At 73.7% G+C, this 12,692-nt stretch carries 14 protein-coding genes; 10 read left to right on the top strand and 4 right to left on the bottom strand.

Going from position 1 to position 12,692, the window contains the following annotated elements; all coding sequences use genetic code 11:
* Window positions 1-81 precede the first annotated feature (81 nt).
* The 3 genes from ACFV6D_RS12230 to ACFV6D_RS12240 form a co-directional block, all read right to left on the bottom strand.
* Window positions 82-2,304, bottom strand: a complete 2,223-nt coding sequence (locus ACFV6D_RS12230) for an NADP-dependent isocitrate dehydrogenase (protein ID WP_380559494.1) — start codon at window positions 2,302-2,304, stop codon at window positions 82-84.
* Between the two features lie 165 nt (window positions 2,305-2,469).
* Window positions 2,470-2,826 (bottom strand): DUF4180 domain-containing protein, encoded by a 357-nt coding sequence (locus tag ACFV6D_RS12235; protein ID WP_380430687.1) that lies wholly within the window; start codon window positions 2,824-2,826, stop codon window positions 2,470-2,472.
* Between the two features lie 113 nt (window positions 2,827-2,939).
* Window positions 2,940-3,374 (bottom strand): helix-turn-helix domain-containing protein, encoded by a 435-nt coding sequence (locus tag ACFV6D_RS12240; protein ID WP_380380978.1) that lies wholly within the window; start codon window positions 3,372-3,374, stop codon window positions 2,940-2,942.
* 236 nt (window positions 3,375-3,610) lie between these two features.
* On the opposite strand from ACFV6D_RS12240, the gene ACFV6D_RS12245 reads away from it, so the two are divergent.
* The 3 genes from ACFV6D_RS12245 (at window position 3,611) to ACFV6D_RS12255 (ending at window position 5,302) form a co-directional block, all read left to right on the top strand.
* On the top strand, window positions 3,611-3,916 hold the full coding sequence (locus ACFV6D_RS12245; protein WP_063350301.1) for an SAV_915 family protein: 306 nt from the start codon (window positions 3,611-3,613) through the stop codon (window positions 3,914-3,916).
* A complete protein-coding gene (locus tag ACFV6D_RS12250) occupies window positions 3,913-4,239 on the top strand; it encodes a hypothetical protein (protein WP_063350300.1) in 327 nt (108 codons plus the stop codon). The genes ACFV6D_RS12245 and ACFV6D_RS12250 overlap by 4 nt, the downstream gene beginning before the upstream one ends.
* A 139-nt stretch (window positions 4,240-4,378) precedes the next feature.
* On the top strand, window positions 4,379-5,302 hold the full coding sequence (locus tag ACFV6D_RS12255; RefSeq protein ID WP_380559496.1) for a serine/threonine dehydratase: 924 nt from the start codon (window positions 4,379-4,381) through the stop codon (window positions 5,300-5,302).
* A gap of 104 nt (window positions 5,303-5,406) precedes the next feature.
* On the opposite strand, the gene ACFV6D_RS12260 is transcribed toward ACFV6D_RS12255, so the two are convergent.
* A complete protein-coding gene (locus ACFV6D_RS12260) occupies window positions 5,407-7,128 on the bottom strand; it encodes an FAD-dependent oxidoreductase (protein ID WP_380559498.1) in 1,722 nt (573 codons plus the stop codon).
* Between the two features lie 206 nt (window positions 7,129-7,334).
* Here ACFV6D_RS12260 and ACFV6D_RS12265 point away from each other — a divergent pair, with 206 nt between their 5' ends.
* The 7 genes from ACFV6D_RS12265 to ACFV6D_RS12295 are packed head-to-tail and all read left to right on the top strand — an operon-like array spanning window position 7,335 to window position 12,540.
* A complete protein-coding gene (locus ACFV6D_RS12265) occupies window positions 7,335-8,501 on the top strand; it encodes a SchA/CurD-like domain-containing protein (RefSeq protein WP_063350297.1) in 1,167 nt (388 codons plus the stop codon).
* Window positions 8,502-8,533: 32 nt separating this feature from the next.
* Window positions 8,534-8,959, top strand: a complete 426-nt coding sequence (locus ACFV6D_RS12270) for a cupin domain-containing protein (protein WP_063350296.1) — start codon at window positions 8,534-8,536, stop codon at window positions 8,957-8,959.
* Entirely contained in the window at window positions 8,956-10,212 is a 1,257-nt protein-coding gene (locus tag ACFV6D_RS12275) for a beta-ketoacyl synthase (RefSeq protein ID WP_063350295.1), read from the top strand. Before ACFV6D_RS12270 ends, ACFV6D_RS12275 begins: the two co-directional genes overlap by 4 nt.
* A gap of 5 nt (window positions 10,213-10,217) precedes the next feature.
* Window positions 10,218-11,459 (top strand): beta-ketoacyl synthase N-terminal-like domain-containing protein, encoded by a 1,242-nt coding sequence (locus ACFV6D_RS12280; RefSeq protein ID WP_063350294.1) that lies wholly within the window; start codon window positions 10,218-10,220, stop codon window positions 11,457-11,459.
* Window positions 11,460-11,493: 34 nt separating this feature from the next.
* A complete protein-coding gene (locus ACFV6D_RS12285; RefSeq protein ID WP_063350293.1) occupies window positions 11,494-11,757 on the top strand; it encodes an acyl carrier protein in 264 nt (87 codons plus the stop codon).
* A 1-nt stretch (window position 11,758) separates the two neighbouring features.
* Window positions 11,759-12,214 (top strand): SRPBCC family protein, encoded by a 456-nt coding sequence (locus ACFV6D_RS12290; RefSeq protein ID WP_063350292.1) that lies wholly within the window; start codon window positions 11,759-11,761, stop codon window positions 12,212-12,214.
* 5 nt (window positions 12,215-12,219) lie between these two features.
* Window positions 12,220-12,540: a TcmI family type II polyketide cyclase gene (locus ACFV6D_RS12295; protein ID WP_063351612.1), complete on the top strand. Its 321-nt coding sequence runs from the start codon at window positions 12,220-12,222 to the stop codon at window positions 12,538-12,540.
* The last annotated feature ends 152 nt before the right edge of the window (window positions 12,541-12,692 follow it).

Below are 12,692 nucleotides of genomic sequence, written 5' to 3' on the forward strand. Positions count from 1 at the left end.
GGCGCCCCCCCCCCGCTCCCGGGGGCGCCCGCGGTCTCTTCCCCCACCCGGGAGCCTCCCGGTGCTTCGACTCCCCTGGGATCAGGCGAGGTTGGCGAGCGCCTCGTTGAAGGTCTTGGACGGGCGCATCACCGCCGCGGCCTTGGCCGGGTCCGGCTGGTAGTAGCCGCCGAGGTCGACCGGCGAGCCCTGCACGGCGATCAGCTCGTCGACGATGGTCGTCTCCTGCTCGCCGAGCGCCTTGGCCAGGCCCTCGAACGCCTGGGCCAGCTCGGCGTCGGCGGTCTGCTGGGCCAGCTCCTGGGCCCAGTACAGGGCCAGGTAGAAGTGGCTGCCGCGGTTGTCGATGCCGCCGAGGCGGCGGCTCGGCGACTTGTCCTCGTTGAGGAAGGTGCCGGTGGCGCGGTCCAGGGTGTCGGCCAGCACCTGGGCGCGGGCGTTGTCGGTGCTGGTGGCCAGGTGCTCGAAGCTGGCGGCCAGGGCGAAGAACTCGCCGAGGCTGTCCCAGCGCAGGTAGTTCTCCTTGACCAGCTGCTGGACGTGCTTCGGGGCGGAGCCGCCGGCACCGGTCTCGAACAGGCCGCCGCCCGCCATCAGCGGGACGACCGACAGCATCTTGGCGCTGGTGCCCAGCTCCAGGATCGGGAACAGGTCGGTCAGGTAGTCGCGCAGCACGTTGCCGGTCACCGAGATGGTGTCCTCACCGCGGCGGATGCGCTCCAGCGAGAACGTGGTGGCCTCGACCGGGGACTTGATCTCGATCTGCAGGCCGGTGGTGTCGTGCTCCGGCAGGTACTTCTTGACCTTCTCGATCAGGACGGCGTCGTGGGCGCGGTTCTCGTCCAGCCAGAACACCGCCGGGTCGCCGGTGGCGCGGGCGCGGGTGACGGCCAGCTTGACCCAGTCCTGGATCGGCAGGTCCTTGGTCTGGCAGGCACGGAAGATGTCGCCCGGCTGGACGGCCTGCTCCAGCACCACGTTGCCCTCGGCGTCGACGAGGCGGACGGCGCCGGCCGCGGCGATCTCGAAGGTCTTGTCGTGGCTGCCGTACTCCTCGGCCTTCTGGGCCATCAGACCGACGTTCGGGACGGAGCCGATGGTGGCCGGGTCCAGGGCGCCGTGGGCGCGGCAGTCGTCGATGACGGCCTGGTACACGCCGGAGTAGCTGCTGTCGGGCAGCACGGCGAGGGTGTCGGCCTCCTGGCCGTCCGGGCCCCACATGTGGCCGGAGGTGCGGATCATGGCCGGCATCGAGGCGTCGACGATGACGTCGCTCGGGACGTGCAGGTTGGTGATGCCCTTGTCCGAGTCGACCATCGCCAGGGCCGGGCCCTCGGCGAGCTCGGCCTCGAACGAGGCCTTGATCTCCGCGCCCAGGTGCGGCACGCCGTCCAGGCCGTTGAGGATGCCGCCGAGGCCGTTGTTCGGGTCCAGACCGGCGGCGACCAGCACCTCGCCGTACTTGGCGAAGGTCTTCGGGAAGAAGGCGCGGACGACGTGGCCGAAGATGATCGGGTCGGAGACCTTCATCATGGTGGCCTTGAGGTGGACCGAGAACAGCACGCCCTCGGCCTTGGCACGCTCGACCTGGGCGGTCAGGAACTCGCGCAGGGCGGCGACGCGCATCACCGAGGCGTCGACGACCTCGCCGGCCAGCACCGGGACGCGCTCGCGCAGCACGGTGGCGCTGCCGTCCTCGGCGACCAGCTCGATGCGCAGCGCGCCGTCGGCGGCGATCACGGCGGACTTCTCGGTGGAGCGGAAGTCGTTCTCGCCCATGGTGGCGACGTTGGTCTCGGAGTCGGCCGACCAGGCGCCCATGCGGTGCGGGTGGGTCTTGGCGTAGTTCTTCACCGAGCCCGGGGCGCGGCGGTCCGAGTTGCCCTCGCGCAGGACGGGGTTGACGGCGCTGCCCTTGACCTTGTCGTAACGGGCGCGGACGTCCTTGTCCTCGTCGGTCTGCGGGTCGTCCGGGTAGTCCGGGAGCGCGTAGCCCTGCGCCTGCAGCTCGGCGACGGCGGCCTTCAGCTGCGGGATGGACGCCGAGATGTTCGGCAGCTTGATGATGTTGGCGCCCGGGGTCTTGGCGAGGTCGCCCAGCTCGGCGAGGGCGTCCTCGATCCGCTGGCCCTCGGCGAGACGCTCCGGGAAGCTCGCGATGATCCGCCCGGCCAGGGAGATGTCGCGGGTCTCCACGCGCACACCCGCCGTCGAGGCGTATGCCTGGACAACCGGCAGGAACGAGTAGGTCGCCAGGGCCGGAGCCTCGTCGGTGTGCGTATAGATGATGGTCGAGTCAGTCATCGGTACTCCGCTTCACGTCTCCAACGTCTTGACGTCAAGATATCTCGTCACGGCCCCCTAGCTCCACCTCCCCCCGCCCCGGAGCGTGCGCCGGGTGCCCCGGGGGCGCGCCGACGGTCAGCTCCACCGTGGTCCCGGGGCGGGTGCGGGGCAAGCGGAGAACGCTCAGACCTCGGCGAACCGGGCCGCCAGCTCCGTCTCGTCGGCGAGGAACCAGAGCTGTCGGCCGCGGTTGCTCTCCCGGACGAAGTCGCGCAGCGGGTCGCTCGCCGCGACGTGGTCGGCGATGTCTCCGAGGACCACCAGGCCGACGCGGTAGTTGACGAATTTCTGCACGATGCCGCCGGCGACCCGGGTGCGCAGCGTGAAGAAGTCCGGGTGCAGCCGGGCGACGGGGACGACCACCCAGGAGGCGCCGCGGCCGAACGCGTCGCCGATCACGTCCATGGCGTCCTGCTCCTCGCGGATCGGCGCGCCCTCGGCGGGCAGCCGCAGGACCGTCGTGGCGTACTGCTCGGACATTGCCGTTCTCCCTGGTCGATGTGGGTTCGCTGTGGATCCGATGCGGATCCCGATGCGGGTCCGGTGTGACCGACGCCATCCGGCGCGGCCGGCGTCAACGCCTGGACGAGGCCTCAGTGCATGGACGAGGTCATCGTGTGGACGATGCCGAGCAGCGCGGCGGTGTCGGCCGGATCGCCGAGGACGACGAGCCGCAGGGTCTCCCGCTCCTCGTCGTGGACGGTCTCGACGTGCAGCGGCCAGCCGCCCTCGCGCGGGCCGGCGATCGCGGCCAGCACGGCGTTGGACAGCCGGTCGGCGGCGGCCCGGTCGACGTTCTCGATCCGGACGACGGCGGACACCTCGGCGCGCCGCGGGCCGGCACCGGGCACGGGTGCGGGCGGGGCGGCCGGGGCGCCGGTGAAGGCCTCCAGGTCCGCACGGGCGATCCGGTACTGCTTGCCGATCCTGGTCGCGGCGAGCCGGCCGTCGCGGATGTAGCCGCGGACGGTGCGCACGTGCAGGCCGAGCAGTTCGGCCACCTGTTCCACCGAGTAGTACTGCGCCACCTGCGACCATCCTCTCGAACATCCCCATCCGCAGGAAACATACCATCCGATAGGGATGTTTACGTAATGATAGGGAGTGGTTTAGTCCACTCGGGTGAACCGACCGTCAGGGGTGCGTCAACGCACCACCTCATTCGGTCAACGCCGCGTCAGGACCGGCGACGCCCGGCGGAACCCGGCCTAGCGTCGAAGCAGCAGTTCCGGCAGGCACCACCACCCCACCCGGGAGCACTCGCATGGCCCGCGTCGTCTGGCACGTTCCGGTCACCGTCTCCAGTACCGGCACCACCACCGCCCTCCGCCTCTTCCGCCTGCGCGACGGCCGCCGCTGCGCCGTCGGCTTCTCCAGCCCCGAGTCGCTCGCCGCCCTCTTCGGGCCGGACCAGGCCTTCACCGAATTCGGTGAACCCGCCCTGCGCGCGCTCACCGCCCCCCTCGGCATCGACACCCTCGTCCTCGACCCGCGCCTGGTCGCCCCGCCCGTCACCGCACCCGCCACCCCGCTCGCCCCCGCCCCGACCGCACAGCTCCAGCACCGGTGACCGCCCTCCAGCTGGTCCCCGAAGACCCTGACCCCGAACCGGAACCACCCGAACCGGCCCGGGCGCTGCACGCGCTCGCCCGGGTCAGCTACGGGCCGGTCCCGCTCGACTTCGACCGGCTGGCGGCCGAGCACCCGGCCGTCCAGGGCGGACTCTCCCTCGCCGGCGACGCCGACCTGGAGCTCCGCCTCGCCTGCACCGGCCCCGAGGAACTGCGGGCGGTCGCCGCCGCCCTCCAGCGCGCCGGGGCCGCCAGGATCCGGATCGACCTGGTGCTGCGCGCCCTCACCCCCAGACCGGTCACCCTCCGCCCGGTTCCCTAGGCCCTGGCCCCCCGCGCCCCCGTCGGGCGGCAGCAGGGCCCCGCCCCGGTGCCGCCCGACCGTGATCCTTTCCTCGTCCCGCGCCCGCGACGTACCGTCAAGCCCAGAGGCGACGCACCCGGCTTGAGGAGCAGGCACGATGGACCGATTGACGTACGACGAGGTCAAGGCCGCCGGTGAGCGGATCGCCGGGAGGGTGCGGCCGGTCGTGGTCGCCCCCGGGGACGACCACGGGCGGATCTGGCTGGCGCTGGAGTTCCTTCAGCACACCGGCAGCTTCAAGGCGCGCGGCGCGCAGAACTTCCTGCTCGCGCACGCCGAGGCGGGCACCCTGCCGGAGGCCGGGGTCACCATCGCCTCGGGCGGCAACGCCGGGCTGGCCTGCGCCTGGGCGGCGCGCGAGCTCGGCGTGCGCGCCACGGTGTTCCTGCCCGAGACGGCCTCCCCGGTGAAGCTGGCGCGGCTGCGCTCGTACGGCGCCGACGTGCGGCTGGTCGGCCGGGAGTACGCGGAGGCGCTGGCGGCCTGCGAGGAGTTCGCGGCGGACGGCGGGGCGCTGGCCTCGCACGCCTACGACCACCCGCTGATCGCCGCCGGGGCGGGCACCGTGCTGGAGGAGATCAGCGCCCGGGTCCCCGGGCTGGACACGGTGGTGGTGTCGGTCGGCGGCGGCGGGCTGTTCGCCGGGGTGGCCGTCGCGGCCCGCGAGCACGGCGTCCGGGTGGTCGCGGTGGAGCCGGAGGGCAGCCGGGCCCTGCACGCCGCCCTCGCCGCCGGCCACCCCGTCGACGTCCCGGTGTCCTCCGTGGCCCAGGACGCCCTCGGCGCCCGCCGCGCCACCGCCCTCGCCGTCCACGCCGCCCGCCACGAGGGCGTCCGGTCCGTCCTGGTCGACGACGAGGCCATCGTGCGCGCCCGCCGCCGGCTCTGGGAGGACCACCGCATCGCCGTCGAGTACGCGGCCTCCACCGCCCTGGCGGCCCTCGACCACGCGGAGGGCGAGCGGGTCGCCGTCCTCCTGTGCGGCGCCAACACCGACCCGTCCGACCTCGCCGCACCCTGACCGACGGCCGCCGGACGGCGGCTCCGGCCGCATCCGCCCCACACACACGAAGACCTGCCCGCCGGTTGCGAAACCAGCGGGCAGGTCCCGTCGCCTGCCGAGCGCTACAGGCTCAGCACCGCCCGCAGGGCCCCGGCGACCTCCGCCTCCGGGTCGTCCGCCGCGCCCGTCGAGCGCCAGGCGACGAAGCCGTCCGGCCGGACCAGCACGGCGCCGGCCGGGCCGATCCCGTGCAGCTCCGCGAAGTCCGCGCCCGGCTCCGGCGCCAGGTCGTCCTCGGCGCCGCCGCCGATCCGGTAGGCGTCCAGCGGGACGGCCAGCCGGTCGGCCGCCCGCCGCGCCCCGGCCTGCCAGGCCGCGCCCTCGGGGCCGGTGAGCAGCACCATCGCCTGCTCGTACAGGTCCAGCGTGGACAGGCGCACGCCCGCCCGCAGCAGCCACTGGTGCGGGGCGCGGCTGCCCGGCTCCCCGGCCGACTCGAACTTCTCGGGGACGACCGCGCCCGCCGGGTCCGTCCCGGTCACCGCGCCCACCGGGTAGCGGTAGCCGAGCGCCACCCCGAGCACCCCGGTCTGCCGCCCGGCACCCGGCACCACCGCGTACCCGGGGTGGCTGTGCTCGGCCGAGCGGGCCGAGGCCCGCTCGCTGGTCACCTGCGCGACCGGGCGCCGCTCCTGCCCGTACGTCTCCAGCAGTTCCGGCCCGGCCCACCCGCAGAGCACCGCGGCGAGCTTCCAGGCCAGGTTGTGCGCGTCCTGGATGCCGGTGTTGGAGCCGAACGCGCCGGTCGGCGACATCTCGTGCGCGGAGTCCCCGGCGAGGAAGACCCGCCCGGCGCCGTACCGCTCGGCCACCCGCTCGGCGGCGTGCCAGGGCGCCCGGCCGGTCACCTCGACGTCGAGCTCCGGCAGGCCGACGGCGGTGCGGATGTGCCGCTCGCAGCGCTCGTCGGTGAACGCCTCCAGCGGCTCGCCGTGCTCGGGGTGCCAGGGCGCGTGGAAGACCCACTCCTCCTGGTTGTCCACCGGCAGCAGTGCGCCGTCCGCCTCCGGGTTGGTCAGGTAGCAGGCGATGAAGTGCCGGTCCCCGACCACGTCGGCCAGCCGCTTGGCGCGGAAGGTGATGCTGACGTTGTGGAACAGCTCGCCCTGGCCGCTCTGGCCGATGCCCAGGCGCTCGCGGGCCGGGCTGCGCGGGCCGTCCGCCGCGATCAGGTAGTCCGAGCGCACCCGGCGCTCCTCGCCGGTCTCCCGGCTGCGCAGCACCGAGGTGACGCCCTCGGCGTCCTGCTCGAAGGAGAGCAGCTCGGTGTTGAAGCGGACGTCGCCGCCGAGGTCGCGGGTGGCGCGCAGCAGCACCGGCTCCAGGTCGTTCTGGCTGCACAGGCACCACGAGCTGGGGCTGAACCGGGCGAGCCGCCCGCCGGGATCGATCTCCCGGAACAGCCACTCCTGCTCGGCGCCGGTCAGCGAGGGCGCCTGGAGGATGCCGTGGTTCGGGGCGAGGACCGACGCCGCCTCGCGGATCGCCGGCTCGATCCCGGCCACCCGGTACAGCTCCATCGTGCGGACGTTGTTGCCTCGGCCACGCGGGTGATGCGAGGTGTCGGCGTGCTTCTCGACCAGCAGGTGCCTGACACCCAGTCGGCCGAGGAAGAGCGAGGCCGACAGCCCGACCAGCGACCCTCCCACGATCAGGACCGGCACCCGGTCGTCAACCTTCGGATTCATCAATTGCTCCGCCCTGTCAGGGGATTCAGCGGACCGGTGGCTGGGATCGGGGCCGCCCTCGACGCGACCGCACGACCGGGGGCCCCGCTCTTCCATCCCCCGCCCGAGGGTGCTTGTGCCGCCTCTTCGCCCGGATGGCCCGCAAATATCGCGGCACCCCGGTACGCCGCTCACGATCGACTTCAGGCCTGGCGCCGACCGACCGGGCCGATCGCCGTCGCACCGCCCTCCCAAGCCGGGAGCACCCCCCGGACGCGGCCCACCGCGGCCCGCAACGTGCGGCCCAGAGCAGAAAGTGGACCATGACAACTCTGTCCGAACCGCAGCGGAAGCAGCAGGCCGACTCCGACACCCGGCTCCGGGTGGTACTGATGCTGGAGATCCAGGACGGCGCCCAGCAGCGCTTCCTCGACGTCTACGAGCAGCTGCGCCACCAGGTGGCCTCGGTGCCCGGCCATGTCAGCGACCAGCTGTGCCAGTCGATCAACGACCCCCGCCAGTGGCTGATCACCAGCGAGTGGGAGGACCAGGACACCTTCCTGGAGTGGGTGGACAGCCCCGCCCACCGCGAGATGGTCAAGCCGATGCACGGCTGCGTCAGCGACAACTTCCGCTCGCTGCGCTACGGCATCCTGCGCGAGACCTCGGCGGCCGGCTCCACCGGCACCCGGGCCCCGCTGGAGGTGCCGCCCGGCCTGCCGCGCACCGAGCCCGCCGGGCACGTCGGCCCGCCGAAGGCCGAGCCCGGCCCGGACGGCGTGGTCCGGCACGCGCTCACCTTCACGGTCAAGCCCGGCAGCGAGCACGAGGTGGCCCGGATCCTGTCCGGCTACGCCTCGCCCCGGGCCGAGGTTGACGAGCACACCCGGCTGCACCGCACCTCGCTGTTCATGCACGGCAACCGGGTGGTCCGGGCCGTCGAGGTGGTCGGCAACCTCGGCGACGCGCTGCGCCACGTGGCGATGCAGCCGGAGGTACGGGCCGTCGAGGAGGCGATCAACCCGTACCTGGAGGAGGCCCGCCAGCTGGGCGACCCGCAGGCCGCGCGCGCCTTCTTCGCCCGGGCCGCGCTGCCGGCGAAGCACCAGGCGATCGCCAGCTCCCCGACCTCCGCCCGGCTGCACCGGCACGCCGTGCTATACCCCGTCCGCCCGGGCGAGGGGCAGGCCGTCGCCGAGCTGCTCGCCGACTACGACAACCTCGCCACCGCCGACCCGACCGGCCCGGTCGCGGCCAGCACCGTGTTCCACCGGGCGGACGTGGTGGTGCGCCTGGTCGACCTGCGGGTGCCGGCCGAGGCCGACCCGGCGGCCGCCCTCGGCGTGGCGGGCGACCAGGAGGCCGCCGCGCTCGGCCGGCTGCTCGACCTCGGCCCGCAGGGCGACCTGCGCACCGCCACCGGGCTCGCCGCCGTCCTCGCCGCCCGCGCCATGAACCCGGTCACCGACCGCAGCTCGCAGGACAACTGAAGAACCAGCCGCATCTCTCGGAGGAAAACACCATGACCACGCAGTACCCACGGATCGTGCACGTCGACGAGGCACCGGAGAACCGTCGGCGCGGCGGCGACCTGCGCGCCATGCTCACCCCGACCACCTGCGGGGCGACCAGCGGGTTCATGGGGCTGGCGATCGTCCAGCCCGGCGAGCGGATCGGCGAGCACTACCACCCGTACTCCGAGGAGTTCGTGTTCGTGGTCAGCGGCGACCTGGAGGTGGACCTGGACGGCGAGAGCCGTCCGATCAAGCCCAACCAGGGCCTGATGATCCCGATCAACATGCGCCACCGCTTCCGCAACGTCGGCGACACCGAGGCCCGGATGGTGTTCCACCTCGGCCCACTCGCCCCCCGCCCCGAGCTCGGCCACGTGGACACCGAGGAGACCGGCGCCGCCGGGCCGCCGGAACACGCCAAGGTGGCCTCGTGACCCGGCGCGTCGCCGTCACCGGGATCGGCGTCGTCGCGCCCGGCGGGGTCGGGGTCCGGGCGTTCTGGGAGCTCCTCACCGCCGGCCGCACCGCCACCCGGGGCATCACGCTCTTCGACCCCACCGGGTTCCGCTCCCGGATCGCCGCCGAGGTCGACTTCGACCCGGCGGCCCACGGGCTGAGCCCGGCGGACGTCCAGCGGGCCGACCGCTACGTGCAGTTCGCGATGGTCGCGGCGGACGAGGCGATCGCCGACGCGGGCCTGGACCTGGCCGCCGAGGACCCGTGGCGGATCGCCGTCTCGCTCGGCACCGCCGTCGGCGGCACCACCCGACTGGAGCACGACTACGCCCTGGTCAGCGCCGGCGGCGCCCGCTGGGACGTCGACCACCAGCGGGCCGAACCGCAGCTGCACCGGGCCTTCGCGCCCAGCACGCTGGCCTCCACGGTCGCCGAGCGCACCGGCGCGCACGGCCCGGTGCAGACCGTCTCCACCGGCTGCACCTCCGGCCTCGACGCGATCGGCTACGGCTTCCAGGCCGTCGAGGAGGGGCGCGCCGACATCTGCATCGCCGGCGCCTCCGACTCGCCGATCTCGCCGATCACCGTCGCCTGCTTCGACGCCATCAAGGCCACCAGCGAGCGCAACGACGACCCGGAGCACGCCTCCCGGCCCTTCGACGCCCACCGGGACGGCTTCGTCCTCGGCGAGGGCGGCGCCGTCCTGGTGCTGGAGGAACTGGAGCACGCCCGCCGCCGCGGCGCCCGGATCTACGGCGAGCTCGGCGGCTTCGCCACCTTCGGCAACGCCTACCACATGACCGGCCTCACCCAGGAGGGGCTGGAGATGTCCCGGGCGATCGACGACGCGCTCGCCCACGCCCGGGTGGACCGCACCGACGTCGGCTACGTCAACGCGCACGGTTCGGGCACCAAGCAGAACGACCGGCACGAGACCGCCGCCGTCAAGCGCTCGCTCGGCGCCCACGCCTACCGGACGCCGATGAGCTCCATCAAGTCGATGGTCGGGCACTCGCTCGGCGCGATCGGCGCCATCGAGGTGGTCGCCTGCACCCTGGCGCTGGCCCACGGCGTGGTGCCGCCGACCGCCAACTACGAGACTCCCGACCCGGAGTGCGACCTCGACTACGTGCCGCGCACCGCGCGCGAGCTGCCGCTGAGCCACATCCTCTCGGTCGGCAGCGGATTCGGCGGATTCCAGTCCGCCGTCGTGCTCAACAGAACGGGGTGAGTGTCATGACGTCACGTCAGCAGGGCCGCCGGGCGGTGGTCACGGGCCTCGGCGTGGTGGCGCCGAACGGCGTTGGGGCCGACGCCTTCTGGAAGGCCACCAGGCAGGGCGTGAGCGTCCTCGACCGGATCACCCGCGAGGGCTGCGACGGGCTGCCGCTGCGCGTCGCCGGCCAGGTGCGGGACTTCGACCCGCGGGCCGCGATCGACAGCCGGTACCTGGTGCAGACCGACCGGTTCACGCACTACGCGATGGCCGCCGCCGACCTGGCGGTGGCGGACGCCGGGTTCCACCCCGACCCCGAACATCCCTTCGCGGTCGGGGTGGTGACCGCGGCCGGCTCCGGCGGCGGCGAGTTCGGCCAGCGCGAGCTCCAGCAGCTCTGGGGCCAGGGGCCGCAGTTCGTCGGCCCGTACCAGTCCATCGCCTGGTTCTACGCGGCCAGCACCGGCCAGATCTCGATCCGCGGCGGCTACAAGGGCCCGTGCGGGGTGGTCGCCAGCGACGAGGCCGGCGGCCTGGACGCGCTCGCGCACGCGGCCCGCACGATCGAGCGCGGCACCGACGCGGTGGTGGCCGGCGCCGCCGAGGCACCGCTGGCGCCGTACTCGATGGTCTGCCAGCTCGGCTACCCGGAGGTCAGCCTCGCCGGGCAGCCCGACCGGGCCTATCTGCCGTTCACCGCGCAGGCCTGCGGCTTCGCCCCCGCCGAGGGCGGCGCGATGCTGCTGCTGGAGGACGAGCAGGCGGCCCGGCGGCGCGGTGCCGCCGTCCGGGCCCACCTGGCCGGGCACGGCTCCACCTTCACCGGGGCCTCCCGCTGGGAGGAGTCCCGCGAGGGGCTGGCCGCCGCGATCCGCATCGCGCTGGACGAGGCCAGGATCGCGCCCGAGGAGATCGACGTGGTCTTCGCGGACGCGCTCGGCGTCCCGGCCGCCGACCGGGCCGAGGCGCTCGCACTGGCCGACGCGCTCGGCCCGGCGGCCGAACGCGTCCCGGTCACCGCCCCCAAGTCCGGCACCGGACGGGCCTACTGCGGCGCGCCGCTGCTGGACGTGGCGGCCGCCGTCCTGGCCATGGAGGACGGCGTGCTGCCGCCCACCCCGAACGTCACCGAGGTCAGCCACGACCTCGCCCTGGTGACCGGCCGCGCCCGTCCGGCCGAACTGCGCACCGCACTGGTGCTCAGCCGCGGGCTGATGGGTTCCAACTCCGCGCTGGTGCTCCGGTGCGGAGACCGGCCCTGAGACCGCACCCGCAATTCCACCGAAGGGACACCCCGTGAGCAACACCCTCAGCTATCCCGAGCTGGCCGCCCTGATCCAGGCCCGGGCCGGCGTCACCGTCGACCCGCTCCACCTGGAGCGCCCGGGCGCGCAGTTCGACGAGTTCGGCGTCGACTCGCTCGGCCTGCTCGGCGTCGTCGGCGAACTGGAGAACCGGCACGGCCTCAAGGTCACCTCGGGCGCCGAGTCCGCCAAGACCCCGGCCGAGTTCCTGGAGCTCGTCAACACCTCCCTCCTCTCCCCGAAAGCTGGTGCCTGAGATGCCCGGACACACCGACAACGAGATCGTCATCGCCGCCCCCCTCGACCTGGTCTGGGAGATCACCAACGACCTGGAGAACTGGCCGGACCTCTTCAGCGAGTACGCCTCGGTGGAGGTGCTGGAGCGCGACGGCGACAGCGTCCGCTTCCGGCTCACCATGCACCCGGACGAGAACGGCCAGGTGTGGAGCTGGGTCTCTGAGCGCACCACCGACAAGTCCTCGCTCGCGGTGCGAGCCCGCCGGGTCGAGCCCGGCCCGTTCGAGTTCATGGACATCCGCTGGGAGTACGCGGAGGTCCCGGCCGGGACGAGGATGCGCTGGATCCAGGACTTCGCGATGAAGCCCACCGCCCCGGTCGACGACCACGGCATGGTCAACCACATCAACCGCAACTCCCGGATCCAGCTGGAGCTGATCCGCGAGAAGGTCGAGAAGCGGGCGGCGGAGCGGTGACCGGGATGCACCGCGCCCTGATCGTCGCCCGGATGAAGCCGGAGGCGGCACCGGACATCGCCGAGGTGTTCGCCACGTCCGACCAGGGCGAACTGCCGCACCTGATCGGCGTCACCGGCCGCAGCCTGTTCCAGTTCGGCGACGTCTACCTGCACCTCATCGAGGCCGACCGCCCGCCGGGCCCGGCCGTCGCCAAGGTCATCGGCCACCCGGAGTTCCGGTCCGTCAGTGACCAGCTGACCGCCTTCGTCCAGGCCTACGACCCGGCCACCTGGCGCGAGCCGAAGGACGCCATGGCGCACGAGTTCTACCGCTGGGACCGCTGACCCCGTCCCACCCGTCCCGCTCGTCCTGGGCCCCCCCCCCGCCCCCACCCCGGGGGGGGGCCCCCGGGGGGGGGGGGGCCCGCGCGGGGGGGGGGCGAGGCCCCCCCCCGCCCCCCCCCGCGCGGGGAGGGCCCCCCCCCCCCCCCCCCCCC

The sequence above is a fragment of the Kitasatospora sp. NPDC059812 genome, assembly GCF_042732075.1.
In the GTDB taxonomy this organism is placed as follows: domain Bacteria; phylum Actinomycetota; class Actinomycetes; order Streptomycetales; family Streptomycetaceae; genus Kitasatospora.

What these genes read in the sequence shown, in the direction of transcription:
- ACFV6D_RS12230 (WP_380559494.1), bottom strand. Translation starts at nt 2,304, where the DNA reads ATGACTGACTCGACCATCATCTATACGCACACCGACGAGGCTCCGGCC.
- ACFV6D_RS12235 (WP_380430687.1), bottom strand. Translation starts at nt 2,826, where the DNA reads ATGTCCGAGCAGTACGCCACGACGGTCCTGCGGCTGCCCGCCGAGGGC.
- ACFV6D_RS12245 (WP_063350301.1), top strand. Translation starts at nt 3,611, where the DNA reads ATGGCCCGCGTCGTCTGGCACGTTCCGGTCACCGTCTCCAGTACCGGC.
- ACFV6D_RS12255 (WP_380559496.1), top strand. Translation starts at nt 4,379, where the DNA reads ATGGACCGATTGACGTACGACGAGGTCAAGGCCGCCGGTGAGCGGATC.
- ACFV6D_RS12260 (WP_380559498.1), bottom strand. Translation starts at nt 7,128, where the DNA reads ATGGAAGAGCGGGGCCCCCGGTCGTGCGGTCGCGTCGAGGGCGGCCCC.
- ACFV6D_RS12265 (WP_063350297.1), top strand. Translation starts at nt 7,335, where the DNA reads ATGACAACTCTGTCCGAACCGCAGCGGAAGCAGCAGGCCGACTCCGAC.
- ACFV6D_RS12270 (WP_063350296.1), top strand. Translation starts at nt 8,534, where the DNA reads ATGACCACGCAGTACCCACGGATCGTGCACGTCGACGAGGCACCGGAG.
- ACFV6D_RS12280 (WP_063350294.1), top strand. Translation starts at nt 10,218, where the DNA reads ATGACGTCACGTCAGCAGGGCCGCCGGGCGGTGGTCACGGGCCTCGGC.
- ACFV6D_RS12290 (WP_063350292.1), top strand. Translation starts at nt 11,759, where the DNA reads ATGCCCGGACACACCGACAACGAGATCGTCATCGCCGCCCCCCTCGAC.
- ACFV6D_RS12295 (WP_063351612.1), top strand. Translation starts at nt 12,220, where the DNA reads ATGCACCGCGCCCTGATCGTCGCCCGGATGAAGCCGGAGGCGGCACCG.